The organism is Mesorhizobium sp. M1D.F.Ca.ET.043.01.1.1, from assembly GCF_003952385.1.
Taxonomy (GTDB): Bacteria; Pseudomonadota; Alphaproteobacteria; order Rhizobiales; family Rhizobiaceae; genus Mesorhizobium.
On the sequence record NZ_CP034444.1, the window covers coordinates 3,347,710 to 3,364,246 of the forward strand.

14 protein-coding genes are annotated in these 16,537 nt (G+C 63.4%); 3 read left to right on the forward strand and 11 right to left on the reverse strand.

Going from position 1 to position 16,537, the window contains the following annotated elements; all coding sequences use genetic code 11:
• Position 1: 1 nt before the first annotated feature.
• From EJ067_RS16265 to EJ067_RS16285, 5 genes are all read right to left on the reverse strand, one after another.
• Positions 2-2,170, reverse strand: a complete 2,169-nt coding sequence (locus EJ067_RS16265) for a malate synthase G (protein ID WP_126086643.1) — start codon at positions 2,168-2,170, stop codon at positions 2-4.
• 255 nt (positions 2,171-2,425) lie between these two features.
• Complete coding sequence (locus EJ067_RS16270; protein WP_126086644.1) at positions 2,426-4,462, reverse strand: hydantoinase/oxoprolinase family protein; 2,037 nt, start codon at positions 4,460-4,462, stop codon at positions 2,426-2,428.
• A 369-nt stretch (positions 4,463-4,831) separates the two neighbouring features.
• Positions 4,832-5,458: a CDGSH iron-sulfur domain-containing protein gene (locus EJ067_RS16275; RefSeq protein WP_126086645.1), complete on the reverse strand. Its 627-nt coding sequence runs from the start codon at positions 5,456-5,458 to the stop codon at positions 4,832-4,834.
• Positions 5,459-5,618: 160 nt separating this feature from the next.
• On the reverse strand, positions 5,619-5,990 hold the full coding sequence (locus tag EJ067_RS16280; RefSeq protein ID WP_126086646.1) for an endonuclease domain-containing protein: 372 nt from the start codon (positions 5,988-5,990) through the stop codon (positions 5,619-5,621).
• Positions 5,991-6,113: 123 nt separating this feature from the next.
• Entirely contained in the window at positions 6,114-6,485 is a 372-nt protein-coding gene (locus EJ067_RS16285) for a hypothetical protein (RefSeq protein WP_126086647.1), read from the reverse strand.
• 216 nt (positions 6,486-6,701) lie between these two features.
• Between EJ067_RS16285 and EJ067_RS16290 the strand changes: the two genes are divergently transcribed.
• On the forward strand, positions 6,702-7,655 hold the full coding sequence (locus tag EJ067_RS16290; RefSeq protein WP_126086648.1) for an IS5 family transposase: 954 nt from the start codon (positions 6,702-6,704) through the stop codon (positions 7,653-7,655).
• 154 nt (positions 7,656-7,809) lie between these two features.
• Here EJ067_RS16290 and EJ067_RS16295 read toward each other — a convergent pair whose 3' ends face one another.
• The 6 genes from EJ067_RS16295 to lepA form a co-directional block, all read right to left on the reverse strand.
• Positions 7,810-8,157, reverse strand: coding sequence for a hypothetical protein (locus tag EJ067_RS16295; RefSeq protein WP_126086649.1), 348 nt, complete (start codon positions 8,155-8,157; stop codon positions 7,810-7,812).
• A gap of 205 nt (positions 8,158-8,362) precedes the next feature.
• Positions 8,363-8,887, reverse strand: coding sequence for a hypothetical protein (locus EJ067_RS16300; protein ID WP_126086650.1), 525 nt, complete (start codon positions 8,885-8,887; stop codon positions 8,363-8,365).
• A complete protein-coding gene (locus tag EJ067_RS34600) occupies positions 8,884-9,396 on the reverse strand; it encodes a hypothetical protein (RefSeq protein WP_189510645.1) in 513 nt (170 codons plus the stop codon). Before EJ067_RS34600 ends, EJ067_RS16300 begins: the two co-directional genes overlap by 4 nt.
• Before the next feature lie 190 nt (positions 9,397-9,586).
• Positions 9,587-10,813 (reverse strand): tetratricopeptide repeat protein, encoded by a 1,227-nt coding sequence (locus EJ067_RS16310; protein WP_126086651.1) that lies wholly within the window; start codon positions 10,811-10,813, stop codon positions 9,587-9,589.
• Positions 10,814-10,875: 62 nt separating this feature from the next.
• Positions 10,876-12,114 carry an SIR2 family protein gene (locus EJ067_RS16315; RefSeq protein ID WP_126086652.1) on the reverse strand — a complete coding sequence of 413 codons (1,239 nt, stop codon included), beginning with the start codon at positions 12,112-12,114 and terminating at the stop codon, positions 10,876-10,878.
• A 169-nt stretch (positions 12,115-12,283) separates the two neighbouring features.
• Entirely contained in the window at positions 12,284-14,089 is a 1,806-nt protein-coding gene (gene lepA / locus EJ067_RS16320) for a translation elongation factor 4 (RefSeq protein WP_126086653.1), read from the reverse strand.
• Positions 14,090-14,417: 328 nt separating this feature from the next.
• Here lepA and EJ067_RS16325 point away from each other — a divergent pair, with 328 nt between their 5' ends.
• Together EJ067_RS16325 and EJ067_RS16330 are read left to right on the forward strand one after the other, a co-directional pair.
• Entirely contained in the window at positions 14,418-15,542 is a 1,125-nt protein-coding gene (locus tag EJ067_RS16325) for a TadE/TadG family type IV pilus assembly protein (RefSeq protein ID WP_126086654.1), read from the forward strand.
• A gap of 248 nt (positions 15,543-15,790) precedes the next feature.
• Entirely contained in the window at positions 15,791-16,492 is a 702-nt protein-coding gene (locus tag EJ067_RS16330; RefSeq protein ID WP_126086655.1) for a DUF1223 domain-containing protein, read from the forward strand.
• Positions 16,493-16,537: the final 45 nt, after the last annotated feature.

Below are 16,537 nucleotides of genomic sequence, written 5' to 3' on the forward strand. Positions count from 1 at the left end.
CTCAGCGCGCCTTCGCCTTCAGCTCCAGGCGCCGCGCGTGCAGCACAGGCTCGGTGTAGCCGTTGGGCTGAACCGTCCCCTTGAACACCAGGTCGCAGGCGGCCTGGAAGGCGATGGAAGCGTCGAAGTCCGGCGCCATCGGCCGGTAGAGCGGGTCGCCGACATTCTGGCGGTCGACGATGGCCGCCATGCGCTGCAGCGAATCCCGGACCTGGATTTCCGAGCACACCTTGTGACGCAGCCAGTTGGCGATGTGCTGCGAGGAGATGCGCAGCGTCGCGCGGTCCTCCATCAGGCCGACATCGTTGATATCGGGCACCTTCGAGCAGCCGACGCCCTGGTCGATCCAGCGCACGACATAGCCGAGGATGCCCTGCGAATTGTTGTCGAGCTCGCGCTGGATCTCGTCCGGCGTCCAGTTCGGCCGCACCGCGACCGGCACGGACAGGATGTCGTCGAGCTTCGCCTTCGGCCGGCTCTTCAGCGCCGCCTGCACGGCTTGCACGTCGACCTTGTGGTAGTGCGTGGCGTGCAAGGTCGCCGCCGTCGGCGACGGCACCCAGGCGGTGTTGGCGCCGGCCTTCGGATGGGCGATCTTCTGCTCGAGCATGGCCGCCATCAAATCGGGCATCGCCCACATGCCCTTGCCGATCTGGGCATGGCCGGCAAGCCCGCATTCGAGCCCGATATCGACGTTCCAGGCCTCGTAGGCGGAAATCCACGCGGCCTGCTTCATGTCGCCCTTGCGGATCATCGGACCGGCTTCCATCGAGGTGTGGATCTCGTCGCCGGTGCGGTCGAGGAAGCCGGTGTTGATGAACACCACGCGCTCGCGTGCAGCGCGGATCGCCTCCTTGAGGTTGACGGTGGTGCGCCGTTCCTCGTCCATGATGCCCATTTTGATGGTGTTTTTCGGCATGCCGAGCAGCGCTTCGACGCGGTCGAAGATCTCGATCGCGAAGGCGACTTCCTCCGGCCCGTGCATCTTGGGTTTCACCACATACATCGAGCCGGCGCGGGAGTTGGCGCGGCGGCCGTTTTCGCCGACATCGTGCAGCGCGATCAGCGCGGTGAGCGCGGCATCCATGATGCCTTCCGGCACCTCGTGGCCGTCGCGGTCGGTTATCGCCGGATTGGTCATCAGGTGGCCGACGTTACGCACCAGCATCAGCGAACGTCCAGGCAAAAGCAGCTGGCCGCCATTCGGCGCCGTGTAGCGGCGGTCCGGGTTGAGCGTGCGGACAAAACTGTTGCCGCCCTTGGTGATCTCTTCGGCGAGATCGCCCTTCATCAGGCCGAGCCAGTTGCGGTAGACGACGACCTTGTCCTGCGCATCCACGGCGGCGACCGAATCCTCGCAGTCCTGGATGGTGGTCAGGGCGGCCTCGAGCACGACATCGGCGATGCCGGCCGCATCGGTCTTGCCGATCCCGCTGGCGCGGTCGATCACGATCTCGATATGCAGGCCGTTCTTCACCAAAAGCACGGCCTCCGGCGTGGCGGCATCGCCGCGATAGCCGACGAACTGTTTCGGGTCGGCAAGCGTGGTGGCGCCGGCGCCCTCGCCCACTTTCAGCGCCCCGTTCGCCACCGAGAGCCCGTTGACGCCGGCCCATTTGCCGGAGGTCAGCGGCGCCGACTGGTCGAGGAAATCCCTCGCCCAGGCGATGACCCTGGCGCCGCGCGCCGGATTGAAACCCTTGCCCTTCTCGGCGCCGCCGGTCTCGGGAATGGCGTCGGTGCCGTAGAGCGCGTCGTAGAGCGAGCCCCAGCGGGCATTGGCGGCGTTGAGCGCATAGCGCGCGTTCATCACCGGCACCACGAGCTGCGGCCCGGCGACAACCGCGATCTCGGGATCGACATTTTCGGTCGAGACGCTGAAGGCCGGACCCTCGGGCACCAGATAGCCGATCTCCTTCAGGAAGCTCTTGTAGCCCTCCATGTCGACCGGCGCGCCGTTCTGGCGATACCAGCCGTCGAGCTTTTCCTGCATGGCATCGCGTTTGGCGAGCAGCGCCCGGTTCTTCGGCGCGAGGTCGTGGACGATGGCGGAAAAGCCGGTCCAGAACTGTTCCGGGTCGATGCCGGTGCCGACCGCTGCCTCCTCGGCCACGAAGTCATGGAGCTCCCGGGCGATCTGCAACCCGGCGATCTCGATGCGGTCGGTCATCAGGGCTTCTCCAACTGGTAGGCTTTGGCCTTGCTAGCGGGGGCCTTTGGCATGTTTGGGGTTGCGGGGTCAATTCGGCTTAGGGTGAAGGATGGCGCCCGCTTTCCCTTCTCCCCTTGTGGGAGAAGGTGGATCGGCGCGCAAGCGCCGAGACGGATGAGGGGTGTTCCGGCGGAGTGAGACGCTGGCTTTCCCTGGAACACCCCTCATCCGTCGCCGTCGGCGACACCTTCTCCCACAAGGGGGAGGCTGCGCTCACACCGCAATCCGCGGCCTGCCCGAGGCCACCGCCACCACATGCGCCTCGATGAACATGCGCTGTCCCTCGATGGTCGAGACCTTGAACTCGGTGGCGACGTCGATCTCGGCGCTGTCGGTGCCGGCATCCTTGGCGCGCTCCGCCGCGATCGCCCGCACATCGGCTTCGGCTGCCGCGATGGCCTTCGCCTCGTCGGTGAAGTCGCGCACCGTCTGCCCCGAGGCGAGGCGGAACAGCCCTTCCTTGGGCTGGCTGACGCGGGCTTCGGCCGAGACGCGCACCTGGCCGACGACGGCGCCGAGCGCATTGGCGACGTCGGTATCCTCCGGCACGATGCAGCCATTGCCGACCAGCGCGGCCAGGCCGGCGTAATGCAGCGGCGCCGAGGCGCCGAGGCCGATGACCGGGCGGTCGAGCGCGACGGTGAGCCGGGCGATGCCGGGATGGGCGTCGACCGCGCGCTGCACCAGCGCATGGGCGACGGTTGCGGCGCCGTCCAGCCCGTCCTCGGCGAAGGCGGTTTCGAGGATATATTCGGCCGACCAGCGGGTCAGCGTGACCAGCACGCGCGCGGCGAGCACCTCCGGCGTCGCGGCGATCGCCTGGCCGCGGCCGTCGCGCCGGCGGGAGAACAGCTCGGCGCCGAGGCGCGCGGCGGCGGGGTCCCAATTGGCCTGCTTGCCGAGCACATGGGCGGCGTCCGACGGCGTGAAGCCGCAGATATGCACGAGGCCCCGCGCCACCAGCCGGTTCAGCGTGGCGTTCTGGGCATTGGAAGTGAGCAGCCGGTCGAGCGCCAGCGGCACCGCGCCGATCGCCTCGTAGAGCTTCGCTTCCGGCGCGGTCAGCCCCGCGGCGAGGCGGTCCGGCACGCCGGTGCGCACGGCGAAGCGCCCGTCCATGCGGCCGGGATTCGGCGCGCGGAGCTGTCTTTCCAGTTCGACAATTACCGCCTCGCCATGCACCAGGCCGGCCAGCGCCAGCGGCACCAGGCGGCGGGGTCCGAGCAGGATCTCCGGATCGAGCGCGCCGTCCTCCAGCGCCACTTCGGAATCGCCGCCGAGGCCGAAGGTGCGCATGGCGACAGCTTCCACCATGGTGCGGAAGCCGCCGACGGTGGCGCCTTCCGGATCGAGCCTAGGCCGGCCGCTATCGAGCACGGCGACATCGGTGGTGGTGCCGCCGATGTCCGAGACCATGGCGTCGTCGAGCCCGGTCATGTGGCGGGCGCCGACAAGGCTGGCGGCCGGGCCTGACAAAATGGTCTCGATCGGCCGCTGGCGGGCGAAGGCCGCCGACACCAGCGCGCCGTCGCCGCGCACCACCATCAGGGGCGCCGCGATGCCGCGCTGACCAAGAAAGCCTTCGGTCGCCGCCACCAGCCGGTCGATCATCGAGATCAGCCGGGCGTTGAGCAAAGTGGTGAGCGCGCGGCGCGGGCCGCCGAGCTTGGCCGACAATTCGTGGCTGGCGGTGACCGGCAGGCCGGTCTTTTCGCGGATCAGGTCGCGGGCCGCGAGCTCATGCGCCGGGTTGCGGGTGGCGAAGTAGGCGCAGACGGCGAAGCCCGACACCGAACGTCCAAGCTCCGGGAGTGCTGCCTCGAGGCCGGAGAGATCGAGCTTGGCGGCATTGCCGTGCACGTCATGGCCACCGGGGCAGAACACCACCGGATCGGTGCCGAGCGCCGTCTTCAGCCCGTCGCGGGCAAGGTCGGCCTCGGAAAAGCCGATCATGACCAGCGCCACGCGCCCGCCCTGGCCCTCGACCAGCGCGTTCGTGGCCAAAGTGGTCGACATCGACACCAGCTTGATCGCGGCCGGATTGGTCCCGGCCTTTTCCAGCACGGCATCGACCGCGCCGGAAATGCCGACGGCGAGATCGTGGCGCGTGGTCAGCGCCTTGGCCTTGGCCAGCACCTTGCCCTTGTTCGGCGTATCGAGGGGGCCGCCTTCCTCCGACCACAGCACGGCATCGGTGTAGGTGCCGCCGGTGTCGATGCCGAGGAAGAGGGGGGTGGGCTTGGCGGTCATTTTTGAAGGCAGTCCGGGGTCGAGGGCTTTGTTACGAAGCCCTTAGCCGATACGGGGTTGCGGATAAAGACGGGAGAGATGGGCCAAGGGAGGTGGAGAGCGTGATCTCCCCCCTCGTGGGGGAGATGGCCGGCAGGCCAGAGGGGGGCGCTGTCCCGCCGACCCTCCATTCGTCATCCTCTGGCTTGACCCGAGGATCCATGCCGTGAGCTTTGGCGTGGAGTGCAACGGTGCGGAATTCTGTAACCGCTGCAACGCCTTAACGTCACGGCATGGATCCTAGGGTCTGCGCGCGTCGCTTCGCTCCTTGCTTCGCCCTAGGATGACGAATTGCGAACGCCGCGTTCCATCGCTAGCCACCGCGACCGCCTACCCCACAAACCCCACCCTCTTATGCGACCCATCGCAGAACGGCTTGTTGGCCGAATGGCCGCAGCGGCACAGAAACACCTTTGTGGTGCGGGCGATGGTGTGGCCGGTGCCGGTGACGATCTCGGCATTGCCTTCGAGCTTCAGCGGACCGTTGGCGGTGGGCCTCACGTTCAGCGGGCCGTCCGGAGCCTCCAGCGCCTGCGCTTCCTTCAGCGGCGGCTCGCCGGTGGCGGAAAAACCGGCCTTGATGTGGCTGTTGTCGCAGAACGGCTTGTTCTGCGACAGGCCGCAGCGGCAGAGCGTGGCGCGATGGAAGGTCTCGCCGCCGAGCACGATCTCGGCATGGACCGCGAGCGGGCCGTTCTCGCGCAGGCGCACGGTGTTGACGACCGGCGGCTTCTCCTGCGGCCCGCCGTCCTTGCGGCTGTAGGTGATGGCGCCCGACGGGCAGTTCTCGGCCAGTGCCACGACCTTCTCGACGCTTGCCGCATCGGGGTGGATCCATTCGCCCTTGGCATTGGGCACGAAGACATGCGGGTTGCCGAGCACGCAACTGCGCGAATGGATGCAGCGCCTGCCGCTGAAGGAAACGTCGATCTTCTCGCCTTCGACCGTGCCTGCCATTTGAGTGGGGTCTCCTGTTGGGTGGAGACGAGGCTAGGGCGGCGGTGGGAAAGGCGTCAAGCTGGGCTTCTCCTTCTCCCCCTGTGGGAGAAGGTGGCTCGGCGCGCAGCGCCGAGACGGATGAGGGGTGCTCCAGCCTGGCAAGGACGCGTGTGCACCGTTACCGCCAGGGCTGCAAGCTCTCATCCCGCACATAGGCAATGATGGTATCGCACACCGCATCCAGCTCTTTCAGAACGTCGTCGTTCCAGAACCGGAGCACGCGAAAACCCCTCGCCTTCAGTTCGGCGTCGCGTTCCTGGTCATGGCGCGACTCGGCATGCTGGCTGCCGTCGATTTCGACGATGAGCCGAGCCTCGGCACAGACAAAGTCGGCCACGTATCGGCCCATCGGCACCTGACGCCGGACCTTGATGTTGTCCAGACGGCGGCCGCGCAGCTCCTGCCACAGACGGTCTTCCGCCTCCGTCGGCTCGCGATGCATAGCGCGAGCAAAGTTCCGTTTGGCTGGGGCGACGGGTTGGTGCGGCATGGTGGGGATTGGACACTCCTGGCGATTACTCAAACATCCGGCGCCTCACTCCGCTGGAGCACCCCTCATCCGGCCGCTTCGCGGCCACCTTCTCCCACAAGGGGAGAAGGAGAGGGCGCCACCTCACTCCTCCAGGTTGATCTCCTCGGTCTGGCCGCCGCTGCAGGTGTAGCAGCAGTCCTCGCAGGTTTCCTTGTTGTTGGGGCCGACGCCCCAATAGGTCTCCTCGTCGCCGTCGACCCAGGCGCCGTAGCAGATCTTCTCGCCCTCCTCGCAGGAGATCGGCAGCTCCTTGGTCTCGCCGTCGTCGAGATAGAAATCCTTGCCGTTGCCCGGCCAGACATAGTCGCGGTCCTGGCTGTAAAGCTCGACGCGCATGGCGTTGGGGTGGCTGTTCCTGATCTGGAAGGTGACGTCGCCGGCATGAGCGGCGGGCGTGAGCAGGACGGCAAGCGAGAGCGCGGCGGCGACGCGGCGCGCGATGGTGATGGACATGGAAGACCCCCGAGGTCGAATCGGCCCCCACGGCCGATTGCGGGATGATGGCATGGCGCGAGCCGATGCCAAGGGGTGGCGACAAAAATAGCTGACTGAATTTGCGGGAACGGAGGCCCCTCATCCGGCCGCTTCGCGGCCACCTTCTCCCACAAGGGGCCTGTTGCATAATTGGCTGGTTGTGATTCTCTGAGTTGGAACTCGGAGGGAATCGCGATGGCGGTGAAGCGGACGGGTCAGTTGAGCCTGGCGGAAGCATTTCTGGGCCAGAAGCTTGCTGGTGGATCCTCGCCGCTCGATCGGCTGTCCGGTCTGGTGAAGTGGTATCGCTTCGAGAAGGTGCTCAACCCGCTACGCGATGGCGGCCCGGGACGTGCGGCTTGGCCTCCGCTGGTTCTGTTCAAAGCACTGCTGCTGCAATCGCTCTATGGGCTATCGGATCGCGAACTCGAGGAAGCGCTGGGCGACCGGCTGTCGTTCCGGCGCTTTGTCGGGCTTGGCCTTGAGGAGAGCATTCCCGATCACTCAGTGCTGTCGCGCTTCCGCAACCTGCTTGTCGGCGAAGGGCTGATGGAAAGGCTGTTTGGCGAACTGGATCGGCAGTTGGAGAAGGTCGGCGTAATCCTGAAGCGCGGCACGATGCTGGATGCGACGCTGATCGATGCGGTCTCGGCGCCGCCGACAGCCGAGCGGCCCTCGAAGGATGCTGATGCCCGTCCCGTGCGGCGGGGCAAGGGCGGCTTTACCTTCGGCTACAAGGCCCATGTTGGGGTCGACGAGGGCTCTGGTCTGATCCGCACGGTGATCACCACGCCGGCCAACGTCAACGACACGGTAATGGCCGATCACTTGATCCGAGGCGACGAGAAGACGGTGTGGGCGGATGCCGCCTATGACACGCATGCCCGGCGTGCTCGGCTCAAGGCCGAGGGCAGGAAGCCGCGCATTGCCCGCCGCCCCAATAAGCACCATTCGCTGCCCGAGCGGCTCAAGCGCTACAATCGCCTGATCGCACGACGGCGGGCGGCGGTGGAGACGACCTTCGCCACGCTCAAGAACCGCATGAAACTGACCACAATCCGCTATGTCGGATTGGCCAAGGCCGCAGCCCAGGTGACACTTGCCGCGATCGCTTTCAACATGCGCCGATGGGCGGCAATCACAGGATAGGTGCGCCTAGCATCCAGCCTAAGGCCGCCCGCCACCATCAAACTCCACCCCAAAAGCCAAAAATGAGCGAGACCTCACGGGCCAAACCGCCTCGCGGGTCTGTTCGCGCTAACTGCGCAACAGGCCCACAAGGGGAGAAGGGAGAAGCGCCGCGCTACTCCGCCAGATCGACCGTCTCGGTCGAGTGCTCCACGCAGATGAAGCAGCAGGTGTCGCAGGCGCGGTCGTTGTCGGGGCCGACGCCGGCGGTGACGGAATCGTCGCCATTCACCCAGGCGCCCCAGCAGATGTGCTCGCCATTGTCGCAGGAGATCGGCACGGATTTCTTCGCCCCCGGACGGATGAGGAACACCTTGTCGCCGCCCGGCCAGACTTTTTCGCTGTCGCGGCTGAAGAGTTCCAGCGCCACGCCGTCCGAGCGCTGGTTGCGGACGAAGACGGACATGTCGGCGGCGAAGGCCGGCGTGGAAAGCAGAAGGGCGGCGAGCAGAGCGCGAATCATGGCAAGGTTCCCGGAGGGAGTAGAGCACGGGCGGAGAAGCCGCGCGACCTCCCCTTCTCCCCTTGTGGGAGAAGGTGGCCGAGCGAAGCTCGGACGGATGAGGGGTGCTCCAGGGGAAGCCAGCGTCTCACTTTGCTGGAACACCCCTCATCCGTCTCGGCGCTGCGCGCCGAGCCACCTTCCCCCACAAGGGGGGAAGGAAGAATCAGCGTCGCACCACCACATGCGGCGCGAATTTCCGCACCGCATCGACCATCTCTTCCCCGCGCGCGTCGAGCGAGGATATCTCCATATGCACGATGGTCTTGCCGAAGGGCATCAGGCCAAAGGCATTGGCGGCGGCATATTTGATGGCGTCGGGCGGCTCCTCGGTGAGCTCGAAATTGAGCATCGCCGCGCCCTTGCCGCCGGCGGCGAGGCGCACGCTCCGCACCTTCGCCCACGGCACCAGCACGTCGCCGGCGCGAGCATCGCGGAAGCCCTGGCTGTTCAGAACCACCTTGACCGAAGTGTCGAAGGCGCCACGCACGATGAAGAAGCCGAGCGCCAGGCACGCGGCGCCGAGCAGCGCGATGATCAGCACATGCCCGCCACTCGCGCCGGCAGCCAGGCCCTGCAGCGCGCCGAAGCCGAAAATGCCGCCGATCAGGAACGGCCCCAGCGCCGGGAGGATTTTTCCGGTGGGGCTGTTGCGGATTTCGAGCGGCGCGGCCATTTCCGCCCCGCTCACGGTTCCGATTTCAACAGCGTCCAGATCCAGCCGATGAAGGTGAGGACCAGGAACGGATAGCCGATCGCCGGCAGGGGCGAGGAGGTGGGCAGAAGCGGCGCGCCCCACAGGATCATCGCCGCCGAGACGGTGAAGAGCAGGGCCGCCACGAAAGCGGTGAGCCGTGTCCACAGCGCGAAGGTGCTTTGGGCGCTGACCATGACCAGCCCCGCCGCCCAGAGCGCAATGCCGCCGACATAGGACGGCACGCTCGCCTGCAGGCCTGCCGCATTGCCGGCCAGAAGCAGGGTCTCGCCAGCCAGGAAGGTGAGGAAGCCGGCGGCGACGAGGTCATTGGCGAGCCGCTGGTATTTCAGGGTGAGCAGCGCCGCCGCCACGACGATCGCGACGCCGTCGATGGTCCACAGCGTCTCGCGCAGCGCATCGCCGGCGACGAACGTGCCCGCCATGCCCAACGCGCCGCCGATGGCGAGGCCGATCGCGGCGACCGTGTCGAGGGTGGAGCGCATGTGATGTCTCCCCAAAAGGGGTGTACGATACTGCAGCGCGAGGCTTTCTCCAATCACGGCCCGACGCAACACGGAACTGGGCATCAATCACTGTGCTTCATAGTCAACGCCCGGGGAACCGTCCGATTCGCCATTTGCGCTACGCAAAAAGCGGAGCTGACATCACCTATCCACGCCAGCAGCGATCAAGTTATTTATAGTTAATCTGGCCAACCTTGTATGACAATCTACGCCATTCGGACGTTGTCACCAAAGTCGCCAGTTTTGCTCGTAGCTCCACGAGAATTGGATCTGAGAAATTTTTCAGCAATCTCTCGGTTTCATGGAAATATTTCTTCGCTGACGTGATGGCTTTATCCACCTGTCCATGTGACATCAAGGCATCGATGTGGTAGTACCCAAGAGTAACTATCGGGTATTCGTCCAAAGTGCCCTTCAACCTTTCCGCGCCCATTGCGACATGGCGTTCCATCAAACTAGTAACCGCTTCGTCGACAAGCCTCTGCGTTGCTGTGTTAAACGCGGTATGTTGGGCGGCAACGATTAGCTTTTGCTGGGCAAGCGCGTGTTGCGCAAACTTGTTGCCAGGGTATGCCTGAATTGACCGACCAAGCATCTCCAATGCCTCTTTCTGCCTTCCAAGGCGCCGCAGCAGAAGTGCATATTGAAGCCAGAAGTGCCCATCTAACTGGAGCGATATCTCGAAATTTGTGTAAAATTTGACGGCTCTGCCCTTATCGCCCGAGTTAGCGAAAATTTGGTATATGTTATTATTGTTCAATAGATACTTGAACAGCTGCCCATCATGCTCAGTCAGATTTCTTATGATCGGTGGCGTGAATTGCACATAGTAATTGACCATCGCAATCAAAACTGCTTCTAAGTCGTTCAAGGACGCATACTTTTGGACAACCTCAGATGCATAAATTTGATGCCTTGCTTGGTACCGGCCAGACTTCGAAATATCCACAATTCCTTGAAGCCCATTCAAAAGCTCGTCAAATGTATGAGGTGAATTCAAGTAACCCAATACAGTAGACGCCATCGATTTGCTGATTCCGACTCGGGGAACCGTCGCTATGGCGACCGTCAAGAAAAATTGTCGTCTATCTTGTTCAGAAATTCGAGAAAATTCGTCTTCAATAATCTCCTCGAAACCCTTTGATTCAGTTGCTTCGAGCATTGCAATGAGTAGTTGCTGCCTGCTCTTTGCAAACCTTTGACGTTTTTCTGCCACGTTTAGTTTATTAAACGCCGGTGCAGCGTAATTTCCTTCAATTGCCTTAATTATTACGTCTATATCGTCCGACTTAAACCTGTCAAATTTGACGATACCGACGTTTCCCATAAATAATTTTTCCAGCCTGTCGTGCCATTCCCCCGTACGCGCGCTCGTCAATATCGTTACACCTTCCATGGAGCGCTCGCCTAAGACTTCTGATATGCTCTCAGCAACGACATGAAGATCATCTATGACTACTAGACAGGTCGATCCTCCCTGAACTTTTTAAGGGAGTACATGACATCCTTGAAGGGCACGCCACTTTCGGTGTATTCAACAACCAAGGGGCTACCCTCAGAAGCGGATAGACGAAGAGCGTAGTCCATAACAAAAGTCGACTTGCCGGACCCCGCCTCGCCAAGGACAACAATTGCCCTTCTCTGATCCCTGCCTTGGTCGATTTCCGACCGAAGCCGTTGGAATTGCCCCAAAGACGCGAAAGAGGACGACGCGATGATTGGCCACGTAGGCCCATATCCCTCGTAAAACCTCCTCCTGTATTTGGCCAATTCGTTGCCATTGTTGGGGAATCTCTTTGCCAGAGCCTTGTGCGATACCGGAAATATGGCTCTGAGCGCTTCGACGTCGGCTCCGGTAAAGCGACTTTTTTGACTTGCTGCCGCTGCCGCACCTTCGGATTCTATGTCCCTTGGCATGAGACCGCCTGGGAAGCGCCGTTCTATTTCGGAGACGAAATTCTCAAGCGTCGCTTTGATATGAACTATGCCCCGATTTTGAAGAGAGCGGCTCTGGATTTCTGTAAGATCGCTTGGCGTTACACAGAAGGAACGTCCCGGGGTGGCGTCTTTGGTCAAAGCAGCCCGCACGCTTTGAAACAGAATATGCTCATTTAGAGACGTCCCGACGAACACCACGGTGTAGTCGATAAAATCCTCTCCAAGCTGTGAATACCACGCCGGATTTTTGGCTGACGCGTCTGCGTATTCAGTGGACGAGAAGATAAAGCCTGCTTCTGGATTCAGCGCACAACCATGCAAGTGCACAACCTGACATTCGGAATACCCACGCCACTCGACGCGCCGATCGCGAAGCGCGTTGTAGAATTGTAGCTTCTGCGACGTCTTCTTTCTTGGAATATTTTCTATGGTGTCGTCTACGTTGAAGGTATAAACTCGACGCCATGGCACGCTGAAAACTTTTACAAGAGCTTCGCTCGGAGTAGTTCCGGTGAAATTGCTTTCGAATATTTTTCTATACTTCACTGACCCGATCGACGCGCCTAGAGCTTCAAAGACCTCCTTTAGGTCTTCTCCGCCGTACGGAAGGTCCCCTGCCTCTGCGACCAGTTTGGCAATCTCGGAGGTACTCGCGATTGGTCGACCAAACTTGTTGGTTGCGTTGATACTTACACCAGCGCCGGTAACCAGTACGGCTCGACCTTCCCGAATATCGGCGAATATTGAATCTGGAAACAAGGCACCCCTCCCCTTTTTGGGTCAGACTGCACGATTCCCATCTCCTTTTCTAGGTGGAAAGATGACGGACTGCCAACGGATCGGCGAATACTGGAGCCGGGAACCTGCATGTACCGGTTGACCATCAGGTCCCGCCTTCTACATGCCGGCCAGCGGCACAGATTTCCCCTCAATCGCCCATCTTCAGCGCCTGGATAAACGCCTCCTGCGGGATATCCACCTTGCCGAACTGCCGCATCCGCTTCTTGCCCTCTTTCTGCTTGTCGAGCAGCTTGCGCTTGCGGGTGACGTCGCCGCCGTAGCATTTGGCGGTGACGTCCTTCCTGAGCGCCGAGACGGTCTCGCGGGCGATGATGCGGCCGCCGATCGCGGCCTGGATCGGGATCTTGAACAGATGCTGCGGGATCAGCTCCTTCAGCTTCTCGCACATGGCGCGGCCGCGCTTTTCCGCCGCCGTGCGGTGCACCAGCATGGATAGGGCGTCGACCGGCTCGTCATTGACCAGGATCGACATCTTCACCAGGTCGCCCTCGCGGTAGTTGGTCAGGTGATAGTCGAAGGAGGCGTAGCCCTTGGAGATCGACTTCAGCCGGTCGTAGAAGTCGAACACCACCTCGTTGAGCGGCAGGTCGTAGGTGAGCATGGCGCGCTTGCCGACATAGGAGAGATCGGCCTGGATGCCGCGCCTGTCCTGGCAGAGTTTCAGGATGCCGCCGAGATAGTCGTCGGGGGTCAGGATGGTGGCGCGGATCCACGGCTCCTCGATCGAGGCGATCTTGACCACGTCGGGCATGTCGGCCGGGTTGTGCAATTCCTTCGTCGTGCCGTCGATGAGGTTCATGCGGTAGACGACCGACGGCGCGGTGGCGATAAGGTCGAGATTGAACTCGCGCTCCAGCCGCTCCTGGATGATCTCCAGATGCAGCAGCCCGAGGAAGCCGCAGCGGAAGCCGAAGCCGAGCGCGGCGGAGGTTTCCATTTCATAGGAGAAGGACGCATCGTTGAGGCGCAGCTTGCCGACGGCGGCGCGCAGATCCTCGAAATCGGCGGCATCGACCGGGAACAGGCCGCAGAACACCACCGGCTGCGCCGGCTTGAAGCCGGGCAGCGCCTTTTGCGTCGGGCGGCGGTCCTCGGTGATGGTGTCGCCGACGCGGGTGTCGGCCACCTCCTTGATCGAGCCGGTGAAGAAGCCGAACTCGCCGGGGCCGAGCTCGTCGACATTGACGCGGGCCGGCTTGAAGACGCCGGTGCGCTCGACGAGATATTTCGCGCCGGTGCCCATCATGCGGATGGTCTGGCCCTTCTTCATCACGCCGTCGATGATGCGCACCAGAACGATGACGCCGAGATAGGCGTCGTACCAGCTGTCGACCAGCATCGCCTTCAGCGGGGCGTTGACGTCGCCCTCGCGCGGCGGCGGCAGCTGGTGGACGATCGCCTCCAGCACGTCCGGAACGCCAAGGCCGGTCTTGGCCGAGATCTGCACGGCGTTGGAGGCGTCGAGGCCGATCACCTCCTCCACCTGCTCGCGGATGCGCTCGGGCTCGGCGGCCGGCAGGTCGACCTTGTTCAGCACCACGACGATCTCGTGGTTGTTGTCGATGGCCTGGTAGACATTGGCGAGCGTCTGCGCCTCGACGCCCTGGCTGGCGTCGACCACCAGCAGCGAGCCCTCGCAGGCGGCCAGCGAGCGCGACACCTCGTAGGCGAAGTCGACATGGCCGGGCGTGTCGATGAGGTTCAGCACGTAATCCTCGCCGTTCCTGGCGCGGTAGTTCAGCCGAACGGTCTGGGCCTTGATGGTGATGCCGCGCTCGCGCTCGATGTCCATCGAGTCCAGCACCTGCTCCTTCATGTCGCGCTCCTCCAGCGCGCCGGTGAGCTGGATCAGCCGGTCGGCAAGCGTCGATTTGCCATGGTCGATATGGGCGACGATGGAGAAATTGCGGATGTGGTCGAGCGGGGTCGTCATGCGGCGCGCTTTAGCAGGGGCAAGGGTGAGGGGCAAGCGGGGCGCCCTTTTCCTCCCCCCTTGCGGGAGAAGGGGCGCCGCAGGCGACGGATGAGGGGTGCTCCAGCTTGGCAAGATCGCTGCCAAGCCATGGGCATGCCACTCACCACCGCCTCATTTCTTCCAACACCCCTCATCCGTCTCGGCGCTGCGCGCCGATCCACCTTCTCCCACAAGGGAGAAGGAGGGTGCCGCGCTCCGCTTAAACTTTCCTCCATCCCTTTAAGGCATAATTCTACCCTCGAGTGTAAGCAGGCTGTGCTGCCGACGGCGTCTGGGGGGTCAAGGAATGTTTTCGTCCGCAAGGGATTTCGTCCGCTCCCAAGACGGCTCGATGATGCCGATCATGGTCATAATGACGATCCCGCTGCTCATCGCGGTCGGCTTTTCCGTCGACTACACCTCGGCGGTGACGACCAGGAGCAACATGCAGAACGCGCTGGACGCCGCGATCCTGTCGATCACCACGATGGAGACCACGACCTCGAAGGCCGACCGGCAGGTCGCGCTGCAGCAGGCCTACACGGCCAACAGCGGGGACGGCACGGTAACGCTGCAGAGCGTCGATGTCGCCGCCGACGGCACGGCGAGCTTCAGCGCCACGGCGGCCTATCCGATGCCGACCAATTTCATGACGATCGCCAACATCAAGACCGTCGCCATCGGCGTCGGCGCGTCGGTGCGCAAGACGCCGGCGCTGACGCAGGCCGATTTCAAGGTGACGAAGGTGTCGGGCTACTGGAACAAGACCATGTATCTCTACGGCACCAAGTTCGCGCAGACGAACGCGCAGAGCCTGATGAAGATCGACTACAAATACGTCCCCTATCAATTCACCTATAAGGTGGGCAACAAGAGCTACACCGTGAGCGAGCCGAAAGGCTACGGCACCACCTCCGTCTACACGGTGAACGGAACCACGCAGACGCAGGTCCAGCAGCAGATCTGCACGACGACCGGCTCGCTCACCGCCTTCAGCAATCCGCCGACCGGCTCGATCCCCGGCAGCGTCAAGGACAGCAAATCCGGCAAGACGATCTACTTCAACACCACCTGCGCGACCACCACCTACCCGGCCAACGGCGCCGGCGCGTCGATCGACGTCAGCCAGATGGACAAGCTCTACCTGCAGATGGACGTTCCCTCGGGCAATCCGCAGACGCTGAAATCGGACGATGCCGCCACCTCGAACCGGCTTTATATCGGCACCAGCGAAACCGACATGCCCGAGGTCGCGACGGGCGAGAAGGTCGACATCTTCAGCGCCGTGCCCTGCAACCAGACCAGCTACCAGGCCTGGGAAGACGGCGGCAACCCCGTGCCGGCCGATGTCAGCAACGCCGACTTCTTCTACAACGTGACCGGCAAGTGCGCCTTCAACAAGCGCCAGTCCGAGACCGTGATGACGCAGTAGCGGCGCCTCTCCTTCCCCCCTTGTGGGAGAAGGTGGATCGGCGCGCAGCGCCGAGACGGATGAGGGGTGTTCCAGCGGAGTGAGACGCTGGTGTTCCCTGGAGCACCCCTCATCCGTCGCCTTCGGCGACACCTTCTCCCACAAGGGGAAAAGGGAAGGCGGCTCCTCAATCACAAACCGGTGAAGCCTGTAACGAAGCCTTCCGCCGCGGCGAAATCAGAGCATTGCCGCAACGGAGACTGCTTCTCATGACTGGACCAAGGACAACGCTCGGCAGGCTCGCCGGCGCCGCTTTTGTCGCGCTTGCCGCCACGACCGGGGCTGCTTCCGCGCAGCCGCTCACCGTGGTCGAACTGTTCACCAGCCAGGGCTGCTCGTCCTGCCCGCCGGCCAATGCCAATCTGATCAAGGTGAAGGACCAGCCGGGCGTGCTGGCGCTGTCCTTCAACGTCACCTATTGGGACTATCTCGGCTGGAAGGACACTTTCGGCCGGCAGGAATTCACCCAGCGCCAGGTCAACTACGAGCCGCCGCTCGGCCATGACGGGCCGTTCACGCCGCAGGTGGTGGTGAACGGCAGCACCGACGCGGTCGGCGCCAAGCCCGGCGAGATCCAGGGCCTCATTGCCAGGGCCGGCCGCGCCGAGGGTCCGGAGGTGTCGCTCGCCGGCGGCAAGGTGAGCATCGCCGCCGGCACCGTTTCCGGCGGAGCGGCCGACATCTGGCTGGTGCGCTACGACAAAGGCGTCGTCGAGGTGCCGGTGGCGCGCGGCGAGAACACCGGCCGCACGCTGCCGCATGCCAATGTCGTGCATTCGCTCGAGAGGCTCGGCCGCTGGACCGGCAAGGCCACGACGCTGCCGCTGCCCGCGGCAACCGGCGGCCTGAGCACCGCGGTGCTGGTGCAGCAACCGGGCGGTGGGCCGATCCTGGCCGCCGCCGCGAACTGATCGATCATCCCTTTTCGCGCGGCGCCGCAGGACGCGGCAGCGCAC

Excerpts from the sequence above, each read along its gene's own strand:
- EJ067_RS34600 (WP_189510645.1), bottom strand. The coding sequence starts at position 9,396 with ATGCGCTCCACCCTCGACACGGTCGCCGCGATCGGCCTCGCCATCGGC.
- lepA (WP_126086653.1), bottom strand. The coding sequence starts at position 14,089 with ATGACGACCCCGCTCGACCACATCCGCAATTTCTCCATCGTCGCCCAT.
- EJ067_RS16295 (WP_126086649.1), bottom strand. The coding sequence starts at position 8,157 with ATGATTCGCGCTCTGCTCGCCGCCCTTCTGCTTTCCACGCCGGCCTTC.
- EJ067_RS16290 (WP_126086648.1), top strand. The coding sequence starts at position 6,702 with ATGGCGGTGAAGCGGACGGGTCAGTTGAGCCTGGCGGAAGCATTTCTG.
- EJ067_RS16285 (WP_126086647.1), bottom strand. The coding sequence starts at position 6,485 with ATGTCCATCACCATCGCGCGCCGCGTCGCCGCCGCGCTCTCGCTTGCC.
- EJ067_RS16265 (WP_126086643.1), bottom strand. The coding sequence starts at position 2,170 with ATGACCGACCGCATCGAGATCGCCGGGTTGCAGATCGCCCGGGAGCTC.
- EJ067_RS16330 (WP_126086655.1), top strand. The coding sequence starts at position 15,791 with ATGACTGGACCAAGGACAACGCTCGGCAGGCTCGCCGGCGCCGCTTTT.
- EJ067_RS16280 (WP_126086646.1), bottom strand. The coding sequence starts at position 5,990 with ATGCCGCACCAACCCGTCGCCCCAGCCAAACGGAACTTTGCTCGCGCT.
- EJ067_RS16310 (WP_126086651.1), bottom strand. The coding sequence starts at position 10,813 with ATGGAAGGTGTAACGATATTGACGAGCGCGCGTACGGGGGAATGGCAC.
- EJ067_RS16270 (WP_126086644.1), bottom strand. The coding sequence starts at position 4,462 with ATGACCGCCAAGCCCACCCCCCTCTTCCTCGGCATCGACACCGGCGGC.
- EJ067_RS16275 (WP_126086645.1), bottom strand. The coding sequence starts at position 5,458 with ATGGCAGGCACGGTCGAAGGCGAGAAGATCGACGTTTCCTTCAGCGGC.
- EJ067_RS16325 (WP_126086654.1), top strand. The coding sequence starts at position 14,418 with ATGTTTTCGTCCGCAAGGGATTTCGTCCGCTCCCAAGACGGCTCGATG.